General features: G+C 69.4%; 26 protein-coding genes, 1 tRNA gene and 1 pseudogene. 15 read left to right on the top strand and 13 right to left on the bottom strand.

The genetic code is table 11. The features are described 5' to 3' along the window. Positions 1–2: 2 nt before the first annotated feature. Positions 3–497, bottom strand: a complete 495-nt coding sequence (locus AC1MFI_RS05075; RefSeq protein WP_479820042.1) for a Dps family protein — start codon at positions 495–497, stop codon at positions 3–5. Between the two features lie 204 nt (positions 498–701). On the opposite strand from AC1MFI_RS05075, the pseudogene AC1MFI_RS05070 reads away from it, so the two are divergent. Further along, positions 702–1151 (top strand): annotated as a pseudogene (locus AC1MFI_RS05070) (SRPBCC family protein); the annotation flags it as partial. A gap of 161 nt (positions 1152–1312) precedes the next feature. Here the strand turns inward: AC1MFI_RS05070 and pstS are convergent. The 5 genes from pstS to AC1MFI_RS05045 form a co-directional block, all read right to left on the bottom strand. Next, on the bottom strand, positions 1313–2422 hold the full coding sequence (gene pstS / locus AC1MFI_RS05065; protein ID WP_479820041.1) for a phosphate ABC transporter substrate-binding protein PstS: 1110 nt from the start codon (positions 2420–2422) through the stop codon (positions 1313–1315). Positions 2423–2496: 74 nt separating this feature from the next. Then, a complete protein-coding gene (locus AC1MFI_RS05060) occupies positions 2497–2718 on the bottom strand; it encodes a hypothetical protein (RefSeq protein ID WP_479820040.1) in 222 nt (73 codons plus the stop codon). A 101-nt stretch (positions 2719–2819) separates the two neighbouring features. Beyond that, positions 2820–3617: an SDR family oxidoreductase gene (locus AC1MFI_RS05055; protein ID WP_479820039.1), complete on the bottom strand. Its 798-nt coding sequence runs from the start codon at positions 3615–3617 to the stop codon at positions 2820–2822. Between the two features lie 116 nt (positions 3618–3733). Beyond that, a complete protein-coding gene (locus AC1MFI_RS05050; protein ID WP_479820038.1) occupies positions 3734–4204 on the bottom strand; it encodes an Hsp20/alpha crystallin family protein in 471 nt (156 codons plus the stop codon). Between the two features lie 207 nt (positions 4205–4411). After that, a tRNA-Val gene (locus tag AC1MFI_RS05045) sits at positions 4412–4485 on the bottom strand. 165 nt (positions 4486–4650) lie between these two features. Here AC1MFI_RS05045 and AC1MFI_RS05040 point away from each other — a divergent pair. The 4 genes from AC1MFI_RS05040 to nhaA all read left to right on the top strand — a co-directional run bounded on the left by AC1MFI_RS05040 (position 4651) and on the right by nhaA (position 7835). Continuing rightward, the gene (locus tag AC1MFI_RS05040) at positions 4651–4902 is read left to right on the top strand and encodes a DUF2630 family protein (RefSeq protein ID WP_479820037.1); all 252 of its coding nucleotides are present in this window, start codon (positions 4651–4653) and stop codon (positions 4900–4902) included. Next, entirely contained in the window at positions 4899–5570 is a 672-nt protein-coding gene (locus AC1MFI_RS05035; protein WP_479820036.1) for a haloacid dehalogenase type II, read from the top strand. Before AC1MFI_RS05040 ends, AC1MFI_RS05035 begins: the two co-directional genes overlap by 4 nt. A gap of 98 nt (positions 5571–5668) precedes the next feature. Beyond that, entirely contained in the window at positions 5669–6277 is a 609-nt protein-coding gene (locus AC1MFI_RS05030) for a flavodoxin family protein (protein WP_479820035.1), read from the top strand. Positions 6278–6467: 190 nt separating this feature from the next. Next, a complete protein-coding gene (nhaA, locus tag AC1MFI_RS05025) occupies positions 6468–7835 on the top strand; it encodes a Na+/H+ antiporter NhaA (RefSeq protein WP_479820034.1) in 1368 nt (455 codons plus the stop codon). Between the two features lie 79 nt (positions 7836–7914). On the opposite strand, the gene AC1MFI_RS05020 is transcribed toward nhaA, so the two are convergent. Both AC1MFI_RS05020 and ku read right to left on the bottom strand, forming a co-directional pair. After that, positions 7915–8172, bottom strand: a complete 258-nt coding sequence (locus AC1MFI_RS05020; RefSeq protein ID WP_479820033.1) for a hypothetical protein — start codon at positions 8170–8172, stop codon at positions 7915–7917. Beyond that, a complete protein-coding gene (ku, locus tag AC1MFI_RS05015) occupies positions 8169–9008 on the bottom strand; it encodes a non-homologous end joining protein Ku (protein ID WP_479820032.1) in 840 nt (279 codons plus the stop codon). The genes AC1MFI_RS05020 and ku overlap by 4 nt, the downstream gene beginning before the upstream one ends. A 69-nt stretch (positions 9009–9077) precedes the next feature. Between ku and AC1MFI_RS05010 the strand changes: the two genes are divergently transcribed. The 4 genes from AC1MFI_RS05010 (at position 9078) to AC1MFI_RS04995 (ending at position 15126) form a co-directional block, all read left to right on the top strand. Then, the gene (locus tag AC1MFI_RS05010) at positions 9078–9578 is read left to right on the top strand and encodes an SRPBCC domain-containing protein (RefSeq protein WP_479820031.1); all 501 of its coding nucleotides are present in this window, start codon (positions 9078–9080) and stop codon (positions 9576–9578) included. Between the two features lie 77 nt (positions 9579–9655). Next, positions 9656–12202: an ATP-dependent DNA ligase gene (locus AC1MFI_RS05005; protein ID WP_479820030.1), complete on the top strand. Its 2547-nt coding sequence runs from the start codon at positions 9656–9658 to the stop codon at positions 12200–12202. Positions 12203–12242: 40 nt separating this feature from the next. Continuing rightward, on the top strand, positions 12243–14627 hold the full coding sequence (locus tag AC1MFI_RS05000; RefSeq protein ID WP_479820029.1) for a phosphoketolase family protein: 2385 nt from the start codon (positions 12243–12245) through the stop codon (positions 14625–14627). A gap of 34 nt (positions 14628–14661) precedes the next feature. Next, positions 14662–15126, top strand: coding sequence for an SRPBCC family protein (locus tag AC1MFI_RS04995; RefSeq protein ID WP_479820028.1), 465 nt, complete (start codon positions 14662–14664; stop codon positions 15124–15126). A gap of 193 nt (positions 15127–15319) precedes the next feature. Here AC1MFI_RS04995 and AC1MFI_RS04990 read toward each other — a convergent pair whose 3' ends face one another. Next, complete coding sequence (locus tag AC1MFI_RS04990) at positions 15320–16429, bottom strand: GTP pyrophosphokinase (RefSeq protein WP_479820027.1); 1110 nt, start codon at positions 16427–16429, stop codon at positions 15320–15322. A gap of 73 nt (positions 16430–16502) precedes the next feature. Here AC1MFI_RS04990 and AC1MFI_RS04985 point away from each other — a divergent pair, with 73 nt between their 5' ends. Beyond that, a complete protein-coding gene (locus AC1MFI_RS04985; protein WP_479820786.1) occupies positions 16503–17396 on the top strand; it encodes an alpha/beta hydrolase in 894 nt (297 codons plus the stop codon). Positions 17397–17411: 15 nt separating this feature from the next. Here AC1MFI_RS04985 and AC1MFI_RS04980 read toward each other — a convergent pair whose 3' ends face one another. The 3 genes from AC1MFI_RS04980 to AC1MFI_RS04970 are packed head-to-tail and all read right to left on the bottom strand — an operon-like array spanning position 17412 to position 19836. After that, a complete protein-coding gene (locus AC1MFI_RS04980) occupies positions 17412–18215 on the bottom strand; it encodes an isocitrate lyase/PEP mutase family protein (RefSeq protein WP_479820026.1) in 804 nt (267 codons plus the stop codon). Next, positions 18212–18850 carry an alpha/beta hydrolase gene (locus AC1MFI_RS04975; RefSeq protein WP_479820025.1) on the bottom strand — a complete coding sequence of 213 codons (639 nt, stop codon included), beginning with the start codon at positions 18848–18850 and terminating at the stop codon, positions 18212–18214. Before AC1MFI_RS04975 ends, AC1MFI_RS04980 begins: the two co-directional genes overlap by 4 nt. Further along, positions 18847–19836, bottom strand: a complete 990-nt coding sequence (locus AC1MFI_RS04970; RefSeq protein WP_479820024.1) for a ring-cleaving dioxygenase — start codon at positions 19834–19836, stop codon at positions 18847–18849. Before AC1MFI_RS04970 ends, AC1MFI_RS04975 begins: the two co-directional genes overlap by 4 nt. 159 nt (positions 19837–19995) lie before the next feature. On the opposite strand from AC1MFI_RS04970, the gene AC1MFI_RS04965 reads away from it, so the two are divergent. The 5 genes from AC1MFI_RS04965 (at position 19996) to AC1MFI_RS04945 (ending at position 23741) form a co-directional block, all read left to right on the top strand. Continuing rightward, complete coding sequence (locus AC1MFI_RS04965; protein WP_479820023.1) at positions 19996–20493, top strand: PGPGW domain-containing protein; 498 nt, start codon at positions 19996–19998, stop codon at positions 20491–20493. Positions 20494–20564: 71 nt separating this feature from the next. Continuing rightward, positions 20565–21488 (top strand): carbohydrate kinase family protein, encoded by a 924-nt coding sequence (locus tag AC1MFI_RS04960; protein ID WP_479820022.1) that lies wholly within the window; start codon positions 20565–20567, stop codon positions 21486–21488. Between the two features lie 41 nt (positions 21489–21529). Beyond that, on the top strand, positions 21530–22057 hold the full coding sequence (locus tag AC1MFI_RS04955; protein WP_479820021.1) for a YbhB/YbcL family Raf kinase inhibitor-like protein: 528 nt from the start codon (positions 21530–21532) through the stop codon (positions 22055–22057). 63 nt (positions 22058–22120) lie between these two features. Further along, positions 22121–22930: an HAD family hydrolase gene (locus tag AC1MFI_RS04950; RefSeq protein WP_479820020.1), complete on the top strand. Its 810-nt coding sequence runs from the start codon at positions 22121–22123 to the stop codon at positions 22928–22930. Beyond that, on the top strand, positions 22908–23741 hold the full coding sequence (locus AC1MFI_RS04945; protein WP_479820019.1) for a glycerophosphodiester phosphodiesterase family protein: 834 nt from the start codon (positions 22908–22910) through the stop codon (positions 23739–23741). The genes AC1MFI_RS04950 and AC1MFI_RS04945 overlap by 23 nt, the downstream gene beginning before the upstream one ends. Positions 23742–23897: 156 nt before the next feature. Here the strand turns inward: AC1MFI_RS04945 and AC1MFI_RS04940 are convergent, their stop codons facing one another. Further along, complete coding sequence (locus tag AC1MFI_RS04940) at positions 23898–25352, bottom strand: glycoside hydrolase family 43 protein (protein WP_479820018.1); 1455 nt, start codon at positions 25350–25352, stop codon at positions 23898–23900. Between the last annotated feature and the right edge of the window lie 22 nt (positions 25353–25374).

The following is a 25374-nucleotide window of genomic DNA, read 5'->3' as shown; positions in this document are numbered from 1 at the left end:
GGTCAGACGGTCGCGTGCTCCGTGCCGGCGGGGGTGACGACCTCGGCGGTCGGCTCCATGTTCTCGGCGTCGACCATCCAGGCGTACTGCTCGAGCTTGGCGATGAAACCGTGCAGCAGGTCGGCGGTGGTGGGGTCTTCCTCGTCGATCTGGTCGTGCACGTCACGCATCGTCTTCACGGCCGCATTCAGCATCCGGACCACGAGGCCCACGGTGTCCTTGGTCGAGACCAGGCCTGCCGGGAACGGATCGATCTTGGTGCCTTCGGCGACGGCCACGCTGCGGCCGTCGGGGACGGCGTGCAGGGCGCGCATGCGCTCCGCCATCTCGTCCGCGAACAGGCGGGCGTCGTCGATGATCTCGTCCAGCTGCAGGTGGAGGTCGCGGAAGTTCTTGCCGACCACATTCCAGTGGGCCTGCTTGCCCTGCAGGTGCAGTTCGATGAGGTCGACCAGGACGGCCTGCATGTTGTCGGTGAGGGTGGGTGAAGCCTTCATGAGTCCTCCAGTGCTAGAGAAATGTGCTCCTTCCGGCGGTGCGCCGAGGCGCCGAATCCCGCCGGTGGACTCCTTTCACCCTAGACCTGCCCGTTGGCCAAATCCAACCGATCTGCCTACGCTAAGGGAACTTACGGTTTTGCCGCGCCGAACCCCGAAAGGGGCTATGGGCGGTGCCGGAGTCTCTACGAAGGAGGAACCCTTTTGGCTTCAGTGCAGGAATCTATCGACGTAGCAGTACCGGTCAGCACGGCCTACAACCAGTGGACCCAGTTCGAGAGCTTTCCCCGGTTCATGGGCGGCGTCGAGTCGATCACGCAGACCTCCGACACCAGCACCCACTGGGTGACGAGCATCGGTGGCGTCAGGCGGGAGTTCGATGCCGAGATCACCGAACAGCACCCCGACGAGCGGGTGGCCTGGAAGAGCACCGACGGCGAGTCCCACGCCGGCGTGGTGACCTTCCACCGCCTCGACGAGAGCACCACGCGGCTCATGGTGCAGATCGACTGGCACCCGGAGACGTTCACCGAGAAGATCGGCGCCGTCGTGAACGCGGACGCAGCCCAGGTGAAGGGCGACCTCAAGAGGTTCAAGGAGTTCATCGAGAAGAGCGGTGGGGAGACCGGCGCCTGGCGCGGCGACGTCGATGCCCCGCCGACCGGCGGCACGTCGGACGCCGCGCCGGCCAACAGCACGTTGCCCGATGCATCGACGAACGACCCCGATTCGGGCGGACCTCGCATCAGCTGAGGCACGGCCCACAGGACGAGGCGGACCCATCGGGGTCCGCCTCGTCCTTTTCCATGGGTGGACTAGGGGATGTCCCCGACGGTGATCGATCCGATCGCGTCGGTGGCCTGTCGGGAGAGCTCCGGCGAGATGGGCGAACTCTTCGCGGCTTCGGCGGCTTCGGCCTGTCCTTCAGCGCTGACCGCGTAGGTGCCGAAGGCACGGACGACGGCGGCGGTCGCCTCGTTCTCGTAGCGCGCGCAGTACACGTGGTAGGACACCAGGACCAGCGGGTAGACGCCGGGTTCGGTGGTGGTCCGATCGAGATCCAGGGCGATGTCGTAGTCCGCACGGCCCGGGACGCGGGTGGCGAGGTCGACGGCGGCAGCGGCCGCCTCGGAACTCACCGGCACGTAGGCCTCGCCGACCTTCAGGGCCACGCGTCCGAGCGGATCACCGACGGCGGAGTCGTCGGCGTAGGTCACTGCGCCCACGGTGCCGGCCACTGTGCTGACCACGCCCGCATTGCCCTTGGCGTTCTCGTTCTCGAGTCCCGACGGCCAGGTCCCGTCGGGCTCCTCCGCCCAGATGTCGGGGACCACGGCGTGGAGGTAGTCCGTGAAGTTCTCGGTGGTGCCCGAGTCGTCGGACCTGCTCACGGCCGAGATCGGCAGCGCGGGGAGGTCGACGTCGTTCTGGGCCGCGATCGCGGGGTCGTTCCACGTGGTGATCTCACCGCGGAAGATGCGCGCCACGGTGGCGGCGTCGAGGTCGAGCCGGGAGATGCCGGGCAGGTTGAACGCGACGCTGATCGGCGAGACGTAGGCAGGGATGTTGAAGGCTCCGCCCGGCCCACAGGCCTCGGTGGATTCGGCGAGCTCCTCGTCGCTGAGGTAGGCATCCGACCCGGCGAACCCCACGGCTCCCGCGAGCAGGGCACCGCGGCCCGCTCCCGAGCCGTCGGGGGAGTACTGCACCTGCGCGCGCGGGTACAGGGTTGCGAACCCGGACCGCCAGGCGTCCATGGCCGGTCCCTGCGCGGATGACCCGGAGGCGGTCACGGCACCCTGCAGGCTCGGGTCACCGCGCCGCGCCGCGGCTTCCTGCTCCGCGCCGAGGGGGTAGTCGGAGCCACAGGCGGTCAGGCCGAGGGCGGCGGCGAGGGACAGTGACAGGGTGGCTCGGGTTCTCACCGGAGCAACGTTACAGGTGGCTAAATGGTGAACCCAAGGTGGACAGCGGGTGAACCGGCCGATGCGGCTTCGGCCTACCCCCGGCGGAGGCGGTAGCCGTCACCCCGGTGCACGAGGCGGCGGCCACCGCCGTCGTGCAGCTGGATCCACACGACGGAGGAGTCGTCGGTCCTCATGTCGAGGACCCCGCGGAGCTGTGCGCCGGCCGCGTGCTGGAGGGTGACGTGCTCGCCTCGCTTGAAGCCCGACCAGTCCTGCGTCTCGGAATCGGCGGTCGGGGTGAGGGGCGTGTCCATGGCGGGCCTTTCGGGAGGTTCCGGGCTTCCCACGCTAGCCTCGGCTCCTGAACGCCGCATGAACGCCCGCTGAAGGTTGGCGCGTCCTCACGGGGACGGGGTCAGAGGGTGCGCCAGTCCCCGCTGGTGAGGTGGGAGCCTGCCTGCGGTCCCATGAGGAGCATGCCGCCGTCCACCACGAACGAGGCGCCGTTGACATAGCTGGAGGAGCCGGACGCGAGGAAGGCGACGACGTCGGCGATCTCCTCAGGAGCGCCCGGCCGGCCCAGCGGGATCCCGGGGCGGTCCATGGTGCGCGGATCCTGTTCCTCGGAGTCGTTCATCGGGGTGTTGATCTCGCCGGGCAGGACTGCATTCGCAGTGATGCCGCGGTCCGCGAGTTCGAGGGCGATGGTCCGGATGAGGCCCCCGAGCCCGTGCTTGGAGGCGTCATAGGCGGCCGATCCCACGCGTGGCTGCTCCTGGTGGACGCTGGTGACGGCGATGATGCGCCCACCCCTGCCTCCGTCGATCATGTGGCGGGCCGCACGCTGCAGGCAGACGAAGGCGCCGTCGAGATTGGCGCCCATGGTGCCGCGCCAGGTGTCCCAGTCCGTCTCCATGAACATGGTGCCGCCATTGACGCCCGCGTTGTTGACGAAGACATCGAGCCCGCCGAGCTCCTTCGCGAGCTGGTCGACGACATCACCGCACGCCGGCGCGTCCGTGGTGTCGAGCTGAGCGACGGCGGCCCGCACGCCCTTCTCCCGCACGAGGCGCGCGGTCTCCTCCGCGCCCTCCTGGTCGGAGTGCCAGGTGACGCCGACGTCGCAGCCCGCTGCTGCGAGGGCGATGGCGGTGGCCCGTCCGATACCGGAGTCGGAGCCGGTGACTATTGCCTTGCTCGGTGTGAAGTCCATACTCCATCCTTTGCACCCGGCCCGACGGCCCGCAAGGAAAATCTGGGCGGAGGCGTGCGTCAACGGCCGGTACCCCCGGGCGGAAGCCCGGGGGTACCGGCCGTGGCCGAGAGGTACTACGCCTCGACGGCCCCCTGGCGTCCGGCGTCGGAAGCCTCGACGGTCGTCGACTGGACCGCAGCGGAGGACTCCCCGCTGACGACCTCGATCTTGCGGGCCTTGGCGCGCTCGCTGACGGGGATCATCACGTTGAGGACCCCGTTCTCGTAGCGGGCCGAGATCCCCTCGGTGTCGATGCCCTGGCCCAGGTTGAGCTGGCGCAGGAACGAGCCGCTCTCGCGTTCGCGGGTCAGCCACTTGACGCCCTCGGCACCGCGGAGCGTGCGCTCGGCGCGGATGGTGAGGAGCTGGCCGTCGACGTCGATGTCGACCGAGCCGGGATCGATGCCCGGGAGGTCCGCGGAGAGGATGTAGTGGTCCTTCTCGCGGTAGAGGTCCATCGGCATGAGACGGAGACCGGGGCGGCTCTCCAGCAGGGCGCCGGCAACGCGGTCCAGCTCACGGAACGGATCGAATTTCATGGCCATGGGAAACAACTCCTTCGCATGTGCCACCGGGTGGTGGTTCTTCTCCTGGGTTGAGCGCCCTCCGCTCAACTACGAAAAATGTTAGCACTCGGTCCCTTTGAGTGCTAAGGGGAGAATCTTCGCCCTGGACGAACGCAGACACGCGGAAGGCCCGTACCGATGATTCGGTACGGGCCTTCCGCGTGTGCTGTCTCCAGCCGATCCTCGTGCCTGCGCGGGGCCTCGATCCCCGGGCCTTCCGCGTGTGAAGCGGATGCTCTACCAGACTGAGCTACACAGGCAATTGGTTCTCCCATAGCTTAGGCCATCCGGGCGCCGCGCCAAATTCAGGTGCCGCACGTCGCGCCACCGGACGCTGGCCATCGGTCCCTGGCCTCAGTAGCCTGAAGGAAAGCATGCTGATCATCCACCCGTGCCGGCACGGCAGACGACGAAGGGACCGCACCATGGACAACCAGGACCTCCTGCAGCGCATCCAGGCACTCGTACAGGAGGAGCACGACCTCCGTGACCAGCCCCAGGACGCCGGAGCCGGCGCCGAGCACCAGGATCACGCGGCCCGGCTGAAGCGCGTCGAGGAGGATCTCGACCAGTGCTGGGACCTGCTCCGCCAGCGCCGTGCGAAGGCCGATGCCGGTGAGGATCCCGCCGATGCCGATGCCCGTCCCATCGGCCAGGTGGAGGGGTACCGCCAGTGACGGCGCCGCCCGTGGTGCTGTTCGACGTCAACGGCACGCTGTCGGACATGGAACCCCTGTCCCAGCACTTCGAGGAGATCGGCGCGCCTCCGCAGCTGGCCGCGCTGTGGTTCGCCTCGGTGCTCCGGGATGGCTTCGCGCTCACCGCCGTCGGGCAGAACCCTGCCTTCCGGGAGGTCGCCGAGGGTGCGTTGCAGGCGGTCCTCACCGGCCAGATCCTCAACCGGGACCTCGACGACGCGGTCGCCCACATCATGTCGGCGCTGCAGGGGCTCGCCGTGCACCCGGATGTCGTAGAGGGCATCCGTGCCCTAGCCTCCGCGGGCTTCGGCGTCGCCCTGCTGACCAATGGCGCGACGGCGACGGCGGAGGCACTCCTGGAACGGGCCGGTGTCCGGGACCAGGTCCTGGCCATCCTGTCGGTCGAGGACGCGCCGCGCTGGAAGCCCGCGCCCGAGTCCTATGCCTACGCCCTCGACACCCTGCAGAGGGAGGCGGGCGACGTCGTGCTCGTCGCCGTCCACCCCTGGGACATCGATGGCGCTGCGCGGGCAGGGCTCCGGACCGCCTGGCTCAACCGCGACGGCTCGCCCTACCCTCCCGTGATGACGGCACCCGATCACGAGGTGCCCTCGATCACCGGCCTGCCCGGCGCCCTCGAGGGGTGAGTGCCGTCGGCCATCCATCGCGCGGGTGAGCGTCGCCCACCTCCCGTGACCGGCCGCCGTCCCGGTGGCCGCGTGATCCCCACCAGTAGGAGCAACCCATGCCAGACCTGACCGCGTTCGCGCTGATCTGCAGTCTCACGCCGTCCCCTGCACCGTCCAGTTCCGACCTGATGGCCCGGCACATCCTCGACCGGTTCGCCGAACGGGGCATCGCCACATCCAGCGCCCGCGTGGTGGACCACGACGTCGCGCCCGGGGTGCAGAAGGACATGGGCAACGGCGACGAGTGGCCGGTCCTCCGCGAGAAGATCCTCGCCGCCGACATCCTCGTGCTGTCCACGCCGATCTGGGTGGGACACCCCTCCAGTCTCGCGCAGCGGGTCATGGAACGGCTCGACGCCGATATCGCCGAGACGGACGAGGAGGGGCGGCCGGTCATGGCCGGCAAGGTGGCCGTCGTCGCCGTGGTGGGCAACGAGGACGGTGCCCACAAGACGGTCGCCGACATGATGCAGGGACTGAACGACATCGGCTTCTCCCTGCCGTCGCAGGGCTCCACCTACTGGGTGGGCGAGGCCATGCAGTCCGTCGACTTCAAGGACCTCGCCGAAGTGCCGGAGGTGGTCGCCACGACGGCGGCCGGTGTCGTCCGCAACGCCGAGCACCTGGCGAAGCTGCTGCGCCGTGAGAACTTCCCCCTGGAGTAAGCGGTGGTATCACGAAAGCCGGGCTCCTCGGCACCGGCATGGAAGGGACGGGACGCCGGTTGGGAGGCTAGGCTGGAAGCTCTGGTGAGCCGGGAAGTCTGGTCGGCGCTCCCACGAGCGCGCCCGATCGAAGGATCTTCCCATAAGTGACCAGCCCTCGCACCAGCAGCCGTCCCCACCCGGCAGCCACGTGTTCACGCGCAGCAGCTATCCCGAGCACCTGCGCGTCACGAGCATCCTGCGCAAGGAGACCGTCGGTGGGGCGCTTCTCCTGGTCGCCACCGTGGTGGCCCTCGTCCTGGCCAACTCCCCGGCGGCGGACGCCTACTTCGCGGTGAGGGACTTCCGGTTCGGCTACGAGCCCTGGCATCTCGAACTCAGCGTCGGTGCGTGGGCTGCGGACGGATTGCTCGCCATCTTCTTCTTCCTCGCGGGCCTCGAGCTGAAGCGTGAGTTCGTCGCGGGGGACCTCCGGAAGTTCGATCGAGCCATCGTGCCGATCGCCGCTGCGCTCGGCGGGGTGATCGTGCCGGCGCTGGTCTACGTGGCCATCACCCTCGGCGCCGGGCCGGAGGCGCTGCGCGGCTGGGCGATCCCGACGGCGACCGACATCGCCTTCGCCGTGGCCGTCCTCGCCGTCGTCGGATCCCACCTCCCGAGCGCGCTGCGCATCTTCCTGCTCACGCTCGCCGTCGTCGACGACCTCCTGGCCATCAGCATCATCGCGTTCTTCTACTCGGAGGACATCTCCGTCCCGCCGCTGCTCATCGCGATCGTGCCGCTGGCCGTCTACGCCTTCCTTGCGCAGCGCTTCCCCACCTTCTTCCAGCGCAGGGCCTGGGCGCCCTGGGTCATCCTCCTCCCCATCGGGTTCGTGGTGTGGGTGCTCGTGCACGAGTCCGGCGTCCATGCCACGGTGGCCGGGGTGCTGCTCGGCTTCATGATCCCCGTGCTGCCCAAGGAGCCGAAGCCCGCGGCGGGTGTCGGGATCGAACCGATCACCGTGGAGGACGACGACGGTCCCCTGCAGGCGCATGATGTCACTCCGGACGGACTGGCCGACACCCTCGAACACAGCATCCGCCCGCTGTCCGCGGGGTTCGCAGTGCCCGTCTTCGCGTTCTTCTCGGCAGGCGTGGCGATCGGCGGCGTCGAGGGCCTCATCAGCGCCGTCACCGATCCCATCGCCGTCGGCATCATGGTGGCGCTCGTGATCGGCAAGCCGGTGGGCATCCTCCTTGCCACCCTCGCCGTCACGAAGACCACGAAGGCCAGTCTCGATCCGGATCTCCGGTGGGTCGACGTCCTCGGCGTCGCGATGCTGGCCGGCGTCGGCTTCACGGTCTCGCTGCTCATCAGTGAACTCGGCTTCGGGCAGGGTACGCCGGAGGACGACCACGCGAAGGTCGCCATCCTCGGCGGTTCCCTGATCGCCGCGCTCGCCGCAGCCGCCCTGCTGCGACGGCGCAACAGGCGCTACCGGGAGATCGAGGAGCAGGAGAAGATCGACGCCGACGGCGATGGCGTCCCGGACGTCTTCGAGCGCCACCAGGGCTGAGTCCCCCGGAGCACGGCGCCGACGCCGCCGGGCCCCCCGCGGCGGAGAACCCGGGGGCGCGACCGCGGTCCGGACGGGGTCAGGCCGGCCTGCGGCGCCAGAGCCAGGCCAGCGTCAGCGCGCCGGCGCTGCGCCGGAAACCGCTCTGCCCGGAGACGACCTCGAGCGCCGCCCAGATCGCCAGGCACGCGGAACTCGCGAGGCGCAGGCGCACACGGTTCCTGTCCTCGAGCGCCAGAAAGGACGCGCCACCGAGCAGGGCCCATCCCAGGATCGGCGCGTTCGGCTTCTGTACGACCGTCTGGCGGCCGAGGCTGTCCGTGAAGAATCCCATCATGCGCCCTTCTGCTTGGAGGTGCCGGCTGCCTTCTTGGCACCTGCCTTCTTCTCGCGGTTCTTCTCCACGCTGCGGCGCAGGGCCTCCATGAGGTCCAGCACGTTGTCGCCGTCGTCCCCGTCCTTGTCCGCGCCGAAGGTGGCCTCCGTGTCGATGGTGTCGCCCTTCTCGATCTTGGCGTCGATCAGGGTACGCAGCTGGACCTGGTAGTCGTCGGTGAAGTTCTCCGGATCGAAGTCGGTGGAGAAGGACTCGACGAGCGCCGCCGACATCTGCTTCTCCTTCGCGGAGATGCGTACTTTCTCCTCCAGGGCGGGGAAGGATGCCTCCCGCACCTCGTCGTCCCAGAGCAGTGTCTGGAGCATCAGTACGTCGCCGCGCACGCGCAGCGCGGCGAGGCGGCTCTTCTGGCGCAGGGAGAACTGCACGATCGCGGTGCGGTCCGTCTCCTCGAGCGTGCGCCGCAGCAGCACGTAGGCCTTGGTCGAGGTGCTGTCGGGCTCGAGGAAATAGGCGCGGTCGTACATGATCGGGTCGATCTGGTCGCTCGGTACGAACTCGACCACCTCGATCTCCCGGCTCCGCTCGACCGGCAGGGAGGAGAGGTCCTCGTCCGTCAGGACCACCGTGTGCTCGCCGTCGTCGTACGCCTTGTCGATGTGCTTGAAATCCACGACCTCGTTGCAGATCTCGCAGCGCCGCTGGTAGCGGATGCGGCCGCCGTCCTTGTCGTGCACCTGGTGCAGGGAGATGTCGTGGTCCTCCGTGGCGCTGTAGACCTTGACCGGCACGTTGACCAGGCCGAACGCGACCGCACCCTTCCAGATGGCTCTCATGGGTCAAGTGAACACCAAGCAGGCTTACCGGGCCAGAGGATGCCCGCCGCCCACCCCTAGACTTGGGGGGTGACTTCCGAGACCGTAGAGCCCATCGTCAGCAAGACCACCAGCGACGACGGCGGCACCGTACTGCGCCTGGAGTTCCAGTTCGCGTTCCCCCCGACCGTCCTGTGGAAGCACCTGACCGAGACCGACAAGCTGAAGTACTGGTTCCCGTGCGAGATGGAGTTCGAGCCGCGCAGGGACGAGGAGATCCTCTTCCGCTATGCCGACCAGAAGCCCCTGCGCGGCACCGTGCTGGAGGCCGAGCGGCCCTCGGTGCTCGCCTACACCTGGGAGACGGACAGCCTGCGCTGGGAGCTGGCACGGACGGGCGACAACGGCACGCAGCTCGTACTCCTCCTGACTCCCGGCAGTCCGCGGCACTCCGCGACCATGGCTGCCGGCTGGCACCTGACCATCGCCGGGCTCGACGACTTCCTGAACAAGCGCAATCTCGGGCAGGATCCGGCGCTGTGGGACATCTACGTCACGCGCTACCGCGAGCAGTTCGCCGACCAGGCATAACCCCTGCGGCCTCCACCCGGTGTGCTCCGCCAGAATCTGTACTGGACCGCCGCGGGCATCCGGTCAAGACTGGGGGAATGGCTCCCCCACGCTCGGCACGGCAGCAGACCGTCACGGTGGAGGGGCGTACGCTCCGGTTGTCCAACCTGGACAAGGTGCTGTACCCGGCGACGGGAACCACCAAGGGGGACGTGCTCGCGTACTACGCGGCGGTGGCTCCCCACCTCATCCGGCATGCGAGCCGTCGTCCCGTCACGCGGAAGCGGTGGGTCCACGGTGTGGGCACGCCGCAGGAGCCCGGCCAGGTGTTCTTCCAGAAGAACATCGACGACAACGCGCCCGACTGGGTACCGCGCAACGCCATCCAGCACAAGGACCACGTCAACGTCTACCCGATGGTGGACGACCTCGCCACGCTCACCTGGCTCGGGCAGATCGCCGCACTCGAGATCCACGTGCCCCAGTGGCGTTTCGACGGGGACGGCGCCAAGGGCAACCCCGACCGCCTGGTGCTGGACCTCGATCCCGGCTCCGGGGCGGGACTGGCGGAATGCGCAGAGGTGGCACGGCTCGCCCGGCCCATCTTGCAGGACATGGGGCTCGAGCCGTTCCCCGTCACCAGCGGTTCGAAGGGCATCCACCTGTACTGCGCCCTGGACGGCAGGCAGACCTCCGAGCAGGTGTCCGCCGTCGCGCACGAACTGGCGCGGGCCCTCGAGGCCGACCACCCGGACCTCGCCGTCAGCGACATGAAGAAGGCGCTGCGCCCCGGCAAGGTGCTCGTGGACTGGAGCCAGAACAACGTCAACAAGACGACGGTGAGCCCCTACTCGCTCCGCGGGCGCTTCGAGCCGACAGTTGCCGCGCCGCGCTCCTGGGAGGAGCTCGAGCAGGAGGGGCTGGGTCATCTCGACTACAGGGAGGTCCTGCAGCGGATCGACGCGATGGGGGACGTCCTCGCCCCCGCGACGACGCCCGTCCCGGCCGGAGGGGACGGCGGGAACGCCCGGGCGGATCGGTTGTCCACCTACCGGGCCATGCGCGATGCATCGAAGACCCCCGAGCCGGTTCCCGAATCGGTGGGACCGCCTGGCGGCAACAGCTTCGTGATCCAGGAGCATCACGCCCGCCGCCTCCACTACGACTTCCGCCTGGAGCGTGAGGGCGTGCTCGTCTCGTGGGCCATCCCGAAGGGTCCACCCCTGACGCCCAGCAAGAACCACCTCGCGGTGCAGACCGAGGACCATCCCCTCGACTACGGCTCGTTCGAGGGAAGTATTCCCAAGGGCGAATACGGCGCGGGGGAGGTCTCCATCTGGGACGCCGGAACCTACGAGCTGGAGAAGTGGCGGGACGGCAAGGAGGTCATCTGCACGCTCCATGGGAAGCCGGACGGAGGCCTCGCCCGGGGTGGCACCGCCGTCCGGCGCTACGCCCTCATCAACACCGGTGGTGGAGCGAACGGCAGGAGCAACTGGCTGATCCACCTCATGAAGGACCAGCCCGCCGGCGCACAGCAGGACGGCCGGCCCGCCGAGGCGCCGCAGGAGACGGGTGGGGATCGTGGTGACACCGCGGCTGCCGCGAGTCCGGCAGCCGCGCCTCGGCCGCAGCAGGGTGGCGCGGCGGAAGCACCGGCCCCATCACCCCGGGCAGGAGCGGGCGCCCTCCGGCCCATGCTCGCCACCCTCGGTTCCGAGCAGGGGATCCCTGATCCCGGTGCGTGGGCGTACGAGATGAAGTGGGACGGCGTGCGCTGCATCGCGACGGTCCGGGACGGCAAGGTCTCCCTCGCCAGCCGCAACGGGATCGACGCCACGCCCACCTACCCGGAGCTCGGGGACCTCGGCGAGTTCCTCAGCGCGGACAGCGCCGTGCTCGACGGCGAGATCGTGGCGCTCAACGCGCGGGGCAGGCCCGACTTCAGCCTCCTGCAGACACGCATGAAGCTGACGCACCGCGCCGAGATCGAGGCAGCCCGCCGAAAGACGCCCGTCCGGTTCATGCTGTTCGACCTGCTGGAACTCGACGGCAACGACCTGACGGGGCTCGAGTACTGCCAGCGGCGGGAGCTGCTCGAGAAGGCGGTCGACGAGGCGGAGGACGGGCACATCCAGGTGCCTCCGGCCCTGGACGCGACCCTCGAGGAAGCCGTGGAGGCGAGCAGGCAGCTGGGTCTCGAGGGCATCATGGCCAAGCGCCTCGCAAGCGATTACCAGCCCGGTGCGCGGTCGTCGTCGTGGGTGAAGATCAAGCACCTGCGGACGCAGGAGGTCGTGGTGGTGGGCTGGCGGCCCGGAAAGGGCACACGCGCCGCGAAGGTCGGTTCCCTGCTCGTGGCCGTTCCGGACGGCATCGACCTGCGGTATGTAGGGCGGGTCGGTTCCGGGCTCACGGAGCGTGACCTCGCGGAGGTGGGCGCGCGCCTCAAGAAGCTGGCCAGGAAGACCGCTCCGCTCGGTGACGTGCCCGGACCGGACGCGTCCGACGCCCACTGGGTCCGGCCCTCGCTCGTGGGCGAGGTCCAGTACAGCGAGCACACGGGCACCGGCCGCCTGCGCCACCCCGTATGGCGTGGGTGGCGCCCGGACAAGACGCCGTCCGATGTCGTCGTCGAACTCTGACATTCCCGCTCCGTCCCGTTGCATCACCAAGGAGGCATATATGACCAGTCTTGATATCCCGGCACTGGATGCGTGGTGGAGGGCTGCCAACTACATCTCGGTGGGCCAGATCTACCTGAGGGACAACGCGCTGCTGACGCGTCCGCTGGCGGGCGCGGACGTGAAGGAGCGCCTGCTCGGGCACTGGGGGACGACGCCCGGGCTCAACTTCGTCTACGCGCACCTCAACCGGGTGATCGCGGAGCGCCGCCAGGAGATGCTGTTCGTCACGGGACCCGGACACGGCGGGCCGGCGAACGTGGCGAACGCCTGGCTCGAGGGCACCTACTCGGAGATCTACAGTCACATCGGGACGGACGGCACCGGCCTCAATGCCCTGTTCAAGCAGTTCAGCTACCCCGGTGGCGTCCCGTCCCATGCTGCACCGGAATCGCCCGGCTCCATCCATGAGGGCGGGGAGCTCGGGTACACCCTCGCGCACGCCTACGGCGCCGTCTTCGACAACCCGACCCTCATCGCCGCTGCCGTGGTCGGCGACGGCGAGGCGGAGACCGGGCCGCTGGCCACGAGTTGGCATTCGAACAGTTTCGTGGACCCTGCGGTCGACGGGGCCGTGCTGCCGATCCTGCACCTCAACGGCTACAAGATCGCCAACCCCACGGTGCTGGCCCGCATGCCGGAGGAGCAGCTCCGCCAGCTGATGTACGGCTACGGGTACGATCCGCACTTCGTCACGGTGTCGGATCCCTCGGCCACCCAGGAGGCGCACCGGGACTTCGCGGCCGTGCTGGATGCCTGCATCGACGACATCCACGCCATCCAGGACGCCGCGCGCACCTCGCCCGCCGGGGCCGACGCCGCCGCCGCCCGGTGGCCGATGATCGTGCTGCGCTCGCCGAAGGGCTGGACCGGCCCCGCTGTGGTGGACGGCAAGCAGGTGGAGGGCACCTGGCGGGCCCACCAGGTGCCGCTGTCGGAGATCCACGCCGATGAGGCGCACCTGCACCAGCTCGAGGAGTGGATGCGCTCCTACGACCCGGCGTCGCTCTTCACGGAGAACGGAGAACTGAGGCCGGAGATCGCGGACCTCGCCCCCGACGGCGACCTGCGCATGAGTGCGACCCCGTACGCCAACGGCGGCCGGCTCCTCCGGGACCTCGTGCTGCCCTCGTACGCGGACCATGCCGTGGAGGTCTCGCACCCTGGGTCGGAGAAGGTGAGCCCCATGATCACGGTGGGCGGGTACCTGAGGGACGTCATCGAGCGCAATCCGCACAACTTCCGCCTCTTCGGGCCGGACGAGACGGCATCCAACCGGCTGTCCTCCGTCTACGAGGTCACGGACAAGGTCTGGCAGCCCCGCATCGAGGACGTCGACGAGCACCTCGCCCGCTCGGGACGCGTGATGGAGGTCCTCAGCGAGCATCTCTGCCAGGGCTGGCTCGAGGGGTACCTGCTGACCGGCCGGCACGGTGTGTTCAACTGCTACGAGGCCTTCGTGCACATCGTGGACTCGATGTTCAACCAGTACGCGAAGTGGCTCAAGGTGCACCGCACGCTGTCCTGGCGGCAGCCGGTCGCCTCGTTCAACTACATGCTCTCGAGCCACGTCTGGCAGCAGGACCACAACGGGTTCTCGCACCAGGATCCGGGATTCATCGACCACGTGGTCAACAAGAAGGCGGACATCATCCGGGTCTACCTGCCGCCGGACGCCAACACCATGCTCGCGGTCACCGAGCACTGCATGCACACCAGGAACACCGTCAATGTGATCGTGACGGGCAAGCAGCCCACGCCCACGTGGCTCGGGCCGGAGCAGGCACAGCTGCACGTGAAGCGCGGCATCGGCATCTTCGAGTTCGCGGGATCGGAGGAGCCGGGCCTGGAGCCCGACGTCGTGCTCGGCTGCGCCGGCGATGTGCCGACGCTCGAGACGGTGGCCGCGGCGGGACTGCTGAAGGCGGCCATCCCCGGGCTCAAGGTCCGCGTGGTGAACGTCGTGGACCTGATGCGCCTGCAGGACGAGACCGAGCACCCGCACGGGCTGTCGGGCCGCGCGTTCGACACCCTGTTCACGACGTCGAAGCCGGTGGTCTTCGCCTATCACGGCTACCCATGGCTGATCCACCGGCTGACCTACCGGCGGAACAACCACGGGAACCTGCATGTTAGGGGTTACAAGGAGGAAGGCACGACGACGACGCCGTTCGACATGGCGATGCTGAACCAGATCGACCGGTTCCAGCTCGCCATCGACGTGATCGACCGCGTGCCGACCCTCGGAGCGACCCAGGCCCGGTTCCGGCAGGACCTGCAGGACCAGCGGCAGCGCGCCTGGCAGTACACGCGCGATGCCGGGAAGGACCTCGAGACCATCACCGGGTGGACGCTCGACGAATCTTCGCCGGACGACGCGAAGTAAAACACGTCGTCCACGACCAGAAGGAGAACACCGTATGACAGAGTCCCGTATTTCCTCGACCCGGACCATCGACGCACCCGCGGGTGCGATCTTCGACATCCTGTCCAATCCCGCCCACCACGCCGCGCTCGACGGCTCGGGCATGGTGCAGTCGGACAGCAAGTCCGACCGCATCACGGCGGTCGGACAGACGTTCACCATGAACCAGAACTGGGACAAGATGGGCGGTGATTACCAGACGGACAACCATGTGGTGGGCTACGACCCGAACAAGCTGCTCGCCTGGAAGACGGCTCCTGCCGGGGAGGTCCCGCCGGGATGGGAATGGGTGTGGGAACTGCAGCCCTCGGGCCCGGACTCCACCGAGGTCTCCGTCACCTACGACTGGTCCGCCGTGACGGACAAGGAGCTGCTGAAGACGATCAGCTTCCCCGCCGTGCCGCGGGAAGCCCTCGACTCGACGCTGGCGAACCTCGCGGCGCAGGTGTCCGAGGCCTGATCCACCGGATCTCCCACCAGTAGTCGTGGTGACGGCCGGCTCCCTGAGGGGCCGGCCGTCGCCGTGTCCCGCCGCCCCGACCGAGGACCGGCTGGAGCGCCGGGCGGGCAGGAACCAGGGGTGGTACACCCGGACACGAGCGCGACTGACACGCGCAGCCGGTGGGGGTCGCCCGGCCGGGAGGCTCCGGGGATCAGGCGCCCGGGTGCTGCGCCCGGTAGATCTCCATCTGCCGGTACCGGCGCTGCAGGCTGTCCCGCCGCGGGGTGCTCTCCGCGTCCCGTGGCTCGGCGGTGAGGTCGATGTGGCGCTCACCGTAGTGCCAGAGCAGCATGTCGTCGAGGAGCCGGTCCGGGCCGGGGGAGTACCGGTGGTCCAGGGCCTTGCGGACGGTGGTGATGGTGTCGGCCTGCAGCAGGGAGACGAATTCGAGGGTCGTCCTCAGTCCGTGGGCGGCGAGGAGCTCGGCGGCCCAGCCCCAGTTGTCGTCCGCTTTCCGGTCCACGTGCGGCAGCAGCGTCTGCCACACGTCCCGGATGCGGTTGGGCGTCAGCGGTGCGCTGCCCTCGCCGTCCTCGTCCCAGAACCCGGTGACGGTCTCGTACCGCTCGTGCAGTTCGGCGAACGCGGATTCCACGGTCTCGAGCATGGCCGCGGTGCCGGTGAACTGGCGGTCGAAGTAGGGGCTCCAGGCTTTCGGGTTGGACGCCTTGAACCGGATGTCGTGCTCGATCTCGGACCACGCGTGGGCCAGGACCGTCCGCACCTGCACTTCGAACAGATAGCTGCCGGCGGCCTTGGTGTCCGGGTCCACGGCCTGCTGGAACGCTCGGACGACCTCGTTGTGGATGGTCCGCATGATCAGGTGCCTGCTGGAGTAGCCGTACGTGCCCGACTCGATGGACCCGATGTCCTTCTCTCGGTCGCCGCGGCAGTCGAACTCGCTGCGCTGGCGTTTGAGCAGGTTCGCGGCGAGGTCCACCTCGTGCGGGAGCGTGGTGATGATGCGGACGCCCACCAGGTCCGTGAGGTTGCGCATGGGATCGGGGAACACGAGCATGGGTGGCGCGCCGGCTTCGGGCGAGGGCAGCGTACGTGAGGCCTTGTCTCGGAAGGATTCGACGGTCTTGGTGCGTGCCGTGACGAACAGCGGCTTGAGGTCGGTCCCGTCGAAGATCGCCTCGATGCTGTCCCGCATGGCTGCGGTGACCCGGTCGAGGGCAGGTCGGACGCGCTCGTACTCCCGCGTATGCGCCTCGACCGCAGGCCTCAACCGCTCGTCGAGATCATCCCACGCGCCCATGTTCCGTGCCTTTCCCTGAAGAGTCTTCATCGTAGCCAACGCGGGTGAACGTTACGCTTCCCCTGTGAATCGTATGGACCCCGTGGGTCGGCGCTCCGTCCTGGCACTGCCGGCCGCTGCCGGCGCCGCCCTGCTCACGGCCTGTGGCATCAGGACAGGACCCGGGGCGCGGAAGGCGACGCCGCAGCGCTACCGCTACGGCGACGATCCCAGCCAGTTCGCCGACCTCTACCTCCCGTCCCGCGAATCGGCGGCGCGAGGCGTCGTCGTCATCATCCACGGCGGCTACTGGCGGTCCACCTACGGCGCGGAGCTCGGGGAGCCCCTTGCGCAGGATCTCACCACCCGAGGCTGGGCGTGCTGGAACCTCGAGTACCGGAGGGTGGGCGACGGCGGCGGCTGGCCCGCCACGTTCGACGACGTCGCCGCCGGGATCGACCATCTGGGCGCAGCCGCGCAGGAGCACGGCCTCGACCTCCGCTCGACGACGGCGCTGGGTCACTCGGCCGGCGGACACCTGGCGGTGTGGGCCGCGGGCCGGGCGAAGCTGCCGCCCGGTGCGCCCGGCGCCGGCATGCCGGTGGTGCCGCTCACCGCCGTCGTGAGCCAGGCCGGGGTGCTGGACCTCCGCGCGGCACGCGAGCTCGGGTTGAGCGACGGCGCCGTGGAGAACCTGCTGGGCGTCCCGGAGGCGGAGGACCCCGAGCGTCATCGGCTCGCGGACCCGATGACCTCGATTCCGCTCGAGGTCCCCGTCCATGCCGTGCACGGGAGGAATGACACCACGGTGCCGCTGAGCCAGTCGGAGAGCTATGTGGAGGCTGCGACCGCAGCGGGTGCCACGGCCGAACTCGTCCTGGTGCCCGGCGACCACTTCGCCGTCATCACCCCTGGTTCCGAAGCGTGGGAGGCGATCGTCGCACTGCTCGACCGCGCGGCGGACCCCGGCCGGCCCACAGCGGGCTGACCGGGGTCCGGGGGGTCAGTTGAGCGGCAGGGTGCCCTCGGGCAGGGCGCCGTCCGCGAGCAGTTCGCGCGCGGAGTCGGCCAGTGCGGTCAGGGCGACGCGCTGGGTCCACGGTCCGTAGGAGATGCGTGCCACGCCGAGCTCCTGCAGGCGCGACGGCGCGAGGCTGCCGGGCACGTTGATGACGCTGAGGCGCTGAGGGCCGAAGGCCTCCACCAGGGTGGTCACCGCGCGCTCGTCGAGCAGTCCGGGAACGAACACGTTCGTGGCACCAAGAGCCAGATACGCCCTGCCCCGCTCGACGGCGTCGGCCAGGACGTCCGCGGGGTCGCGGTCACCAGCCTTCACGAAGGCGTCGGTGCGGGCATTGAGCACGAAGTCGATGCCCTCGGACCGCCCTGCCTTCAGGACCGACTCCATCTGCGCGACGGCATCGGCCAGCGGCCGCATCTGGTCCTCGATGTTCGCTCCGACGATGCCGACGCCGATCGCCCTGCGGACCGTCTCCCCGGGGTCGCCGTAGCCGGACTCGAGGTCCGCGGAGACCGGGAGGTCCGTCGAGGCCGCGATGCGTCCCACGGCCGCGATCATCTCCGCCACGGGAATCTTTTCGCCGTCCTCGTAGCCGAGCGACGCCGCGATGGAGTGGCTCGCGGTGGCGAGGGCCTTCGTCCCGGGGATGTCCGCGATGGTCTTCGCGGTGATGACGTCCCAGACGTTGACGACCTGCAGGATCTCGGGGGCCGTATGGAGGCCGGCGAGGACGTTCGCCTTCGCGGCGAGGTCGCCGTGCGCCGTGCTGGTGGTCGTTTCGGTCATCGGGCTACCTTCTGCGTGTGGGAGGCGATCCAGGCGGCTGCGCCGTCCATCTCGGTGGGGTGGATCCCGTGGCCGCCCTCACGGACGTTCCGGTCTACTTCGGCGCCGCGGCTCTCGAGGATTGCACCGACGCGGACCACGCTGTCGGTCGGGGCCATGGGGTCCGCCGTCCCGTTGAACAGGGCGACCGCCGTGTCGGAGAGATCCGCCTCGATGGTCCGCCCTTCCAGCGGGTACATGCCGGAGAATGCGACGACGTTCGCGACGGCGGCCGGGTGGAGCAGCGCGGTGGCGAGCGCGATGTTCGCCCCGTTCGAGAAGCCGACGGCCACGAGCGGGCGATCGGCGATTCCGTAGCGGGTGCGCGCCCAGTCGATGAAGGCGGCGAGCTCACCGGCGCGGCGGACGACGTCGTCGACGTCGAACCTGCCCTCGCCGAAGCGGCGGAACCATCGGTTCATGCCGTGCTCCCGGACCGGACCGCGCGGTGCGAGGTACCCGGCCCCGGGCGCCAGGCGCTCCGCGAGCGGCAGGAGGTCGTGTTCGGTGCCGCCCGTACCGTGCAGGAGCAGCAGCACGGGGGTGCCTGCTTCGCCTGGGCCGAAGAGGTGTGGCCAGTCATGCGCGGTGGTCATGGTCGCCCGTCCTTGACGAAGGCCTGGATCGCGGGATTGTTCTCGCCGGGCAGCTCGATCCGGGCGACCGCGTGCGAGATGGCCTCGCGGTTCGGCTCGAGCCACGGCGGCAGCTTCAGGGAGCGCCCGAGTTCCAGCAGGGGTTCGTCGATGTCGAAGCCCGGGGTGTCCGTCGCGATCTCCAGGAGCGTGCCTCCCGGCTCGCGGAAGTAGATGGAAGTGAAGTACTGGCGGTCGAGGATCGCCGTCACGCCGTACCCGCGCTCGGCCAGTTCCTGGCGCCATACTTCCTGCGTCTGCTGGTCGGGGACGCGGAAGGCGATGTGGTGCACCGTCCCGCCGGCCACGAGGCCGCGCTCGCCGCGGGGATCCGTGACGACGTCGACGACGGTGCCGGGCTCGCCGCCGTGCGTGCTCAGGCGGTAGCGGCCGTCCTTCTCGGCGAGGATGCTCATGCCGAGGTCACGTGTCAGCGTCTCGAGGGTGCGCGTGGGGTCCTGGACCGTCAGGACGGAGGAGTGCTGGCCGCGCACGGCGTACTCGGCGGGGACGGAGGCGGAGTCCCACGGGTTGCGGGGGTCGGAGACGGACGAGGCCACGAGGTCGATCTGCAGCCCGTCCGGGTCCCGGAGCGAGAGGCGCTCCTCCTCGGACGAGGCACGGGAGACGGTGGACTCGACGCCGATCGCCCTGAAGTGCTCCTGCCACCAGCCGAGGGTTCCCTGCGGCACGGAGAACGCGGTGGTCGTCGACTGCCCGCTGCCCACGCGGCCGCTGCGGATGCCCTGCCAGGGGAAGAAGGTCAGCAGGGAGCCGGGACGGCCTGACTCGTCGCCGTAGTAGAGGTGGTAGGTGCCCGGGTCGTCGAAGTTCACGGTCTTCTTGACGAGGCGCAGCCCCAGTCCCTTGATGTAGAAGTCGATGTTCTTCTGCGGGTCACCCGCGATCGCGGTGACGTGGTGGAGACCTTCGGTTCGTGCGGTCACGCTGTCCTCCTCGGTAGGATCCGGCCCGGATGCGCCGGTATGTCCATGCAAACGCATGAACCTTTCTCTTTGTTCCTCGGGCTGCCCGCTGTCCGGTCGGGCTGTTCGCCAACCTGCTGAGCGTCGTAAGAGTTCAGCCTCCTGTGTCATCCTGTGAGCATGGCAGCGAAAGAGCGGGTCTCGGGATGGATCCGCCGCACCGGTATCGAGGTGATCGGGTGGACCCTCGTGGTGCTCGGGGTCGCTGCCCTCGTGCTTCCCGGGCCCGGGCTCCTGATGGTCGCGGCCGGCCTCGCGGTCCTGTCGCAGCAGTACCACTGGGCGCGGCGGTACCTGAAACCGCTGAAGGCCAACGCCTACCACGCGGCCGCGCTCGGGGTGAAGACCATCCCCCGCATCGTTGCGAGCTGCGCCAGCGCGCTCTTCATCATGAGCCTCGGTGTCGTGTGGATCCTGCAGCCGGGAGTTCCCGCCTGGTGGTTCCTCGAGGACGAGTGGTGGCTCTTCGGGGGTGTCGGAACGGGCGTGAGCCTCATCGGATCGTCGATCATCGCGCTCGTGCTCATCGTGTACAGCGTGAGGCGGTTCCGCGGGAAGCCGATTCCCCCGAGGTGGCGGCGACTGCGGGCGGACGCCGGGGGGCACGCTGCGCCCTGAGCGTCAGCCACGGGCGGCGGCCGGGGAAGAGCCCGGGTCGGCGCCAGCTGGGGGGCTGGTACGTTGAAGGAGTGCTCACCGTTATCGGGGAAACCCTCATCGACGAAGTCGTCAGCGACACCGCTTCCATGCGCTCACACGTGGGCGGCAGTCCCATGAACGTGGCCGTGGGACTGGCGCGCCTCGGTCATCCTGCCCAGTTCGTGGGACGGTACGGGGACGACGCGTACGGGCGCATGGTCCAGGAACACCTGCGCGACAACTCCGTACCCTTCCCCATGGAGCCCGACGGCGCACCCACCAGCGTGGCCACCGCGCGCCTGGATCCCGCGGGCGGGGCGTCCTACGACTTCCGGCTGGTGTGGGAGCTTCCCGACCTGGCGGCGCGGAAGGACGCGCTCCTCGACGGGACCACCCTGCTCCACACCGGCTCGATCGCCACGATGCTCGCTCCGGGGGCCGGCGACGTCCTGGCCCTCGTGACGGCGGCCCACCCCCTCGTCACGATCACGTACGACCCCAACTGCCGGCCCACCATCATCCGGGACGTCGCGTTCGCGCGGGGCCAGGCCGAGAAGTTCGTGGCCCTGGCGGACGTCGTCAAGGCATCCGACGAGGACCTCGAGTGGCTGTACCCGGACCGTACGCCCGAGGACTCCGCGCGCGCCTGGCTCGAGGCCGGCGCCGCCGTCGTCGTCGTGACCCGCGGGTCGAAGGGTCCCTGGGGTGTGTGCCGCGCGGGCGAGGTATCCGTGCCGGCGCCGTCCACCAGCGTCGTCGACACGGTGGGCGCCGGGGACTCCTTCATGGCCGCCCTGCTGGGAGCCCTCGTGGATCTCGAACTCGACGGCGCCCATCGACGCGACGAGTTGCGCCGAATCAACCTCGGACAGCTGACCGGCATGCTGCAGTATGCGGCCCGTGCGGCAGCCATCACCGTCTCCCGTGCGGGCGCGAACCCGCCCACCCGGGACGAGATGGCACGCGCGGTCTGAGCGCCACCCCGCAGGACGACGACCACCAGAGGAGCACAGTGATGACCCGCGACCCCTACGCAGACCTTCCGCAGGTACCCGAGTTCGACCTCACGAGCGACAGCATCACCCACCACCGGCCGCTCGACGCAGCCCAGGCCTCCGGCATGATGGGCGCCGGTGGCAGGGACGAGTCACCGCAGCTCAGCTGGAGCGGCTTCCCGGAGGGCACGAAGAGCTTCGCGGTCACCGTCTACGACCCCGACGCGCCGACCGCGAGCGGATTCTGGCACTGGGCTGTGGCCGACCTGCCCGTCACCACCACGTCCCTGCCCGCCGGTGCCGGCACGGAGGGTTCCAGGCTGCTGCCCGAGGGTGCCGTCCAGCTGCGGAACGACGGCGGATTCGCCGGCTTCGTCGGTGCTGCACCGCCGGAGGGTCATGGCCCCCACCACTACCACGTGGTGGTCCACGCCGTGGATGTCGAATCGCTCGGCGTCCCGGCCGAGGCGACGCCGGCATACCTCGGTTTCAATCTGTTCTCCCACACTCTCGGCCGAGCACGGCTGATCGGCACGTTCGAGCAGTAGGCGGCGAGCACGGCGGGCACGCACGCCGGTAGGGTGGAAGCCCAGGACCTGAAGGAGTCAGCGATGCGCCTCGTGGCGAGCGACATGGACGGGACCGTCGTAGGTCACGACGGCAAGATGAGCGAACGCACCATCCGGGCGTTCCGGGCGTGCGTCGAGGCCGGGGTCGACGTCGTCTTCGTCACGGGCCGCCCGCCGCGCTGGCTGCACCCGCTCCGCGACCAGCTCGGCCACACGGGCACGGTCATCTGTTCGAACGGTGCCCTGACGTACGACCTCGAGGCGGAGCGGGTCCTCGACGCGCAGCTCCTGGCGCCGGAGGACGTCTACGCTGCCCGTGACATCATCCGCGGGCTCTTCCCGGCCGCGACCTTCGCGGCGGAGACGGTCTCGGGCTTCAAGGTGGAATCCGGCTTCGCCGACACGGCAACCTCCGAACTGCTCGGCGGCCTCACGGCGCAGCCCTTCGAGCAGTCCCTGCCGGGCGAGGACATCGTCAAGTTCCTGGCACGGGAGAAGGAGATCTCACCCGATCGGTTCCTCGCCGCCGTGCGGCCCGCCGTCGCGCATCTCGTCTCCACCACCCATTCCGCCCCGACGATCGCCCTGCTCGAGATGGCCGTGCCGGCGATCGACAAGTCGGTCACACTCTCGAGGTACGCGGCGGAGCGCGGGATCAGCGCGGCCGACGTCGTCGCCTTCGGGGACATGCCCAACGACGTCCAGATGCTCGGTTGGGCGGGCCATGGCTACGCGATGGCATCCGGCCACCCCGATGCGCTCGCGGCCGCGAACCTCGTGGCTCCACCGTTCGAGGAGGACGGCGTGGCGCAGGTGCTGGAGGAACGCCTTGCGGCCCTCCACGAGGCCTGACCCGGGCCGCTACCCCTACCTGGACCACCGCGCCGGGCCCCATGACGGCGCGCTTCCCCTCGCCCTGTCGCATCGGGGGTTCGCCCCCGGCGGCGGTGAGAACACCATGACCGCCTTCGAGCGGGCGGTCGAGCTCGGCTTCGCGTTCCTCGAGATCGATGTCCGGGCATCCAGCGACGGCGTGGTGATGGTCTTCCACGACGAGGACCTCGGCCGCGTCACCGACGTCTCAGGCCCGGTCGCCTCCCACACCGCGCAGGAGCTGGGCGAGCTGCCGATCGGTGGATCGGGCGGCATCCCCACGCTCGAAGCCGTCCTCAGGCGCTGGCCCGCCCTGCGCCTGAACATCGACGTCAAGAGCGAGGACTGCGTGCGCCCTTTCGCCGAACTCGTCAACCGGCTCGCAGCCCACGACAGGGTGCTCGTCGCCTCGTTCTCCGACCGCCGGAGGCGCGCCGTGCTGCGCCTGCTGGACCGCCCCACGGCGTCGTCGGCCGGCATGGCGGTCAATGCGGCCCTCAAGCTGTGCGCGCCGCTCGGGCTGGCCGGGCCGCTCGCGCGCATCATGGGCGTCCAGGCGCTGCAGGTGCCCGAGACCTACCGTGGCGTACGCGTGGTGACACGCCGGTTCCTGCGCTCCTGCCATGCTGCGGGCCTCCAGGTGCATGTCTGGACCGTCAACGAGCGCCGGGACATGGACCGACTGCTGGATCTCGGCGTGGACGGCCTCGTGTCGGACGCGGCGGACGTCCTCGCCGACTGCATGCACGACCGGCTCGCCTGGCCGCAGGGCCGTCCGGGCCGCCGGTAGGCACGGCCGTCCGGCCCGACGCCGGACATGCAGGAGCCCGGTCGCGGCCACTCCCGCAACCGGGCTCCCTGGTATCGGTGCATCACCGCAGGTATCGCGCCCACCGGTGATCCACCGAGTCTGGATGCGGCGCCCGTGCTCCGGGCACCGCGTCGGCTATTTCCGGCCCTTGCCGGGCTTGGGCTCGACGGTCAGTTCCACGGGTTCCGTGGTCACCGAGCCGTGGGGATTGGAGAACGTCGCACGGAACAGGCGCCCGTCATCCGCCGCCTGTGCCTTCTTGACCTCGGCGACCGAGGTGTAGGTGCCGTCATCGCCGCGTTCCGCCCGCCGGCTGACGTCGGCCGTCTGCCAGGTGGCGCCGTCGTCGTCCGAACTCTCCCAGACGGCGACGGGCTCCGGCGTACCGGTGGCGCTCGCCGTGAAGGACGCCTTGTGGCCGTCGCGGACCGTGGCCGATACGGGTGCGGTGAGGAGCTCCGGCAGTGCGACGCGCTGGTCCACGGTGGGCCAGCCGTCCTCCCAGCCCATCTTCTGCAGGCCGAGGGTCGGGGCGTATGCGTTGGAGCGGTCGTAGTAGTGGAAGGCGAGGTAGTCGCCGAACACGGACTGGCCGCCCACGCCGTTCATCGCGCCGTGGGATTCGAGGAGGATCGATCCGCCGCCGCCGACCATGTTCCGGCCTTCCTTGTCCAGGTAGGGGCCGGTGATGGACTCCGAGCGGCCCACGGCGATCTTGTACGTGGAATCCGCGCCGCGGCAGCAGAAGTCGAACGAGGTGAACAGGTAGTAGTAGCCGTCGCGGTGCATGATGTAGGGCGCCTCGATGGGGTTGCCCGGGATGAAGCGGTCGGCGATGTTGACGGTCCGCGACTGCCAGTCCTCAACGGGCTTGCCGCTCGGCCACTCGAGCGGCACCAGGAAGATGCCGTACCAGAAGGACCCGATGGACATGTAGGGGTTGCCCTCCGCGTCCTCGACGATCCCGGCATCGATGGCGTTGAAGGTCTTGCCCGGATTGCTCGGGTCCAGGCCGGTGGCCGGTGATTCGACGACGACGCCCTGGTCCACCCACTCGTAGTCGGGATCATCCGGGTCCAGCGTCGTATTGGTCGCCAGCGCCGTCAGGGAGTTGTTGCCGCCGAACCGGGAGGCCGAGTAGTAGAGGTAGTAGGTCCCCTCGTTCTCGTAGATCTCCGGTGCCCAGAGGTTCTCGGGGAGCGTCCCGCCGGCGAAGTGTTCGTCGATCCAGGCAGGGATCTCGTCCCACACCGTACCCGTGTACTCCCATGTGGTGCCTTCGTCGTGCGAGGACCAGATCTGGACGGTGCCGCCGTTCTCACGGGCGAGAAGCCCTGTCGAGTAGACGTACCAGGTGCCGTCGTCGTCGATGATCAGGGCCGGGTCGTGGATGGGGCTCGTCTGGCCGACCACCGACTTGCCTCCGACGAGGTCGTCGGGGCTCGCGGCCGCCGACTGCCGGGCCAGCGGCACGGGCGACGACGGTACCTTCGGCTCCGCCGTCGCGGGCATCATCGCAGTGGTGAGGGCGAGGGCCAGGACGGCGAGGACGCCTGCTGAGCGCGACCAGGGCTTGCTACGTGACGTCATTATCACGTGGTCCTTTCGGAGG

The sequence above is a fragment of the Arthrobacter sp. BC5 genome (assembly GCF_056680255.1).
The sequence above is the reverse complement of the archived record's forward strand: the minus strand, read 5'-3'. Positions and strand labels throughout refer to the sequence as shown.

Coding starts and splice junctions, on each gene's coding strand:
- AC1MFI_RS05075 (WP_479820042.1), bottom strand. CDS start 497: ATGAAGGCTTCACCCACCCTCACCGACAACATGCAGGCCGTCCTGGTC.
- AC1MFI_RS05060 (WP_479820040.1), bottom strand. CDS start 2,718: ATGGACACGCCCCTCACCCCGACCGCCGATTCCGAGACGCAGGACTGG.
- AC1MFI_RS05055 (WP_479820039.1), bottom strand. CDS start 3,617: ATGGACTTCACACCGAGCAAGGCAATAGTCACCGGCTCCGACTCCGGT.
- AC1MFI_RS05050 (WP_479820038.1), bottom strand. CDS start 4,204: ATGGCCATGAAATTCGATCCGTTCCGTGAGCTGGACCGCGTTGCCGGC.
- AC1MFI_RS05040 (WP_479820037.1), top strand. CDS start 4,651: ATGGACAACCAGGACCTCCTGCAGCGCATCCAGGCACTCGTACAGGAG.
- AC1MFI_RS05030 (WP_479820035.1), top strand. CDS start 5,669: ATGCCAGACCTGACCGCGTTCGCGCTGATCTGCAGTCTCACGCCGTCC.
- AC1MFI_RS05020 (WP_479820033.1), bottom strand. CDS start 8,172: ATGATGGGATTCTTCACGGACAGCCTCGGCCGCCAGACGGTCGTACAG.
- ku (WP_479820032.1), bottom strand. CDS start 9,008: ATGAGAGCCATCTGGAAGGGTGCGGTCGCGTTCGGCCTGGTCAACGTG.
- AC1MFI_RS05005 (WP_479820030.1), top strand. CDS start 9,656: ATGGCTCCCCCACGCTCGGCACGGCAGCAGACCGTCACGGTGGAGGGG.
- AC1MFI_RS05000 (WP_479820029.1), top strand. CDS start 12,243: ATGACCAGTCTTGATATCCCGGCACTGGATGCGTGGTGGAGGGCTGCC.
- AC1MFI_RS04995 (WP_479820028.1), top strand. CDS start 14,662: ATGACAGAGTCCCGTATTTCCTCGACCCGGACCATCGACGCACCCGCG.
- AC1MFI_RS04990 (WP_479820027.1), bottom strand. CDS start 16,429: ATGGGCGCGTGGGATGATCTCGACGAGCGGTTGAGGCCTGCGGTCGAG.
- AC1MFI_RS04985 (WP_479820786.1), top strand. CDS start 16,503: ATGGACCCCGTGGGTCGGCGCTCCGTCCTGGCACTGCCGGCCGCTGCC.
- AC1MFI_RS04980 (WP_479820026.1), bottom strand. CDS start 18,215: ATGACCGAAACGACCACCAGCACGGCGCACGGCGACCTCGCCGCGAAG.
- AC1MFI_RS04975 (WP_479820025.1), bottom strand. CDS start 18,850: ATGACCACCGCGCATGACTGGCCACACCTCTTCGGCCCAGGCGAAGCA.
- AC1MFI_RS04965 (WP_479820023.1), top strand. CDS start 19,996: ATGGCAGCGAAAGAGCGGGTCTCGGGATGGATCCGCCGCACCGGTATC.
- AC1MFI_RS04955 (WP_479820021.1), top strand. CDS start 21,530: ATGACCCGCGACCCCTACGCAGACCTTCCGCAGGTACCCGAGTTCGAC.
- AC1MFI_RS04950 (WP_479820020.1), top strand. CDS start 22,121: ATGCGCCTCGTGGCGAGCGACATGGACGGGACCGTCGTAGGTCACGAC.
- AC1MFI_RS04940 (WP_479820018.1), bottom strand. CDS start 25,352: ATGACGTCACGTAGCAAGCCCTGGTCGCGCTCAGCAGGCGTCCTCGCC.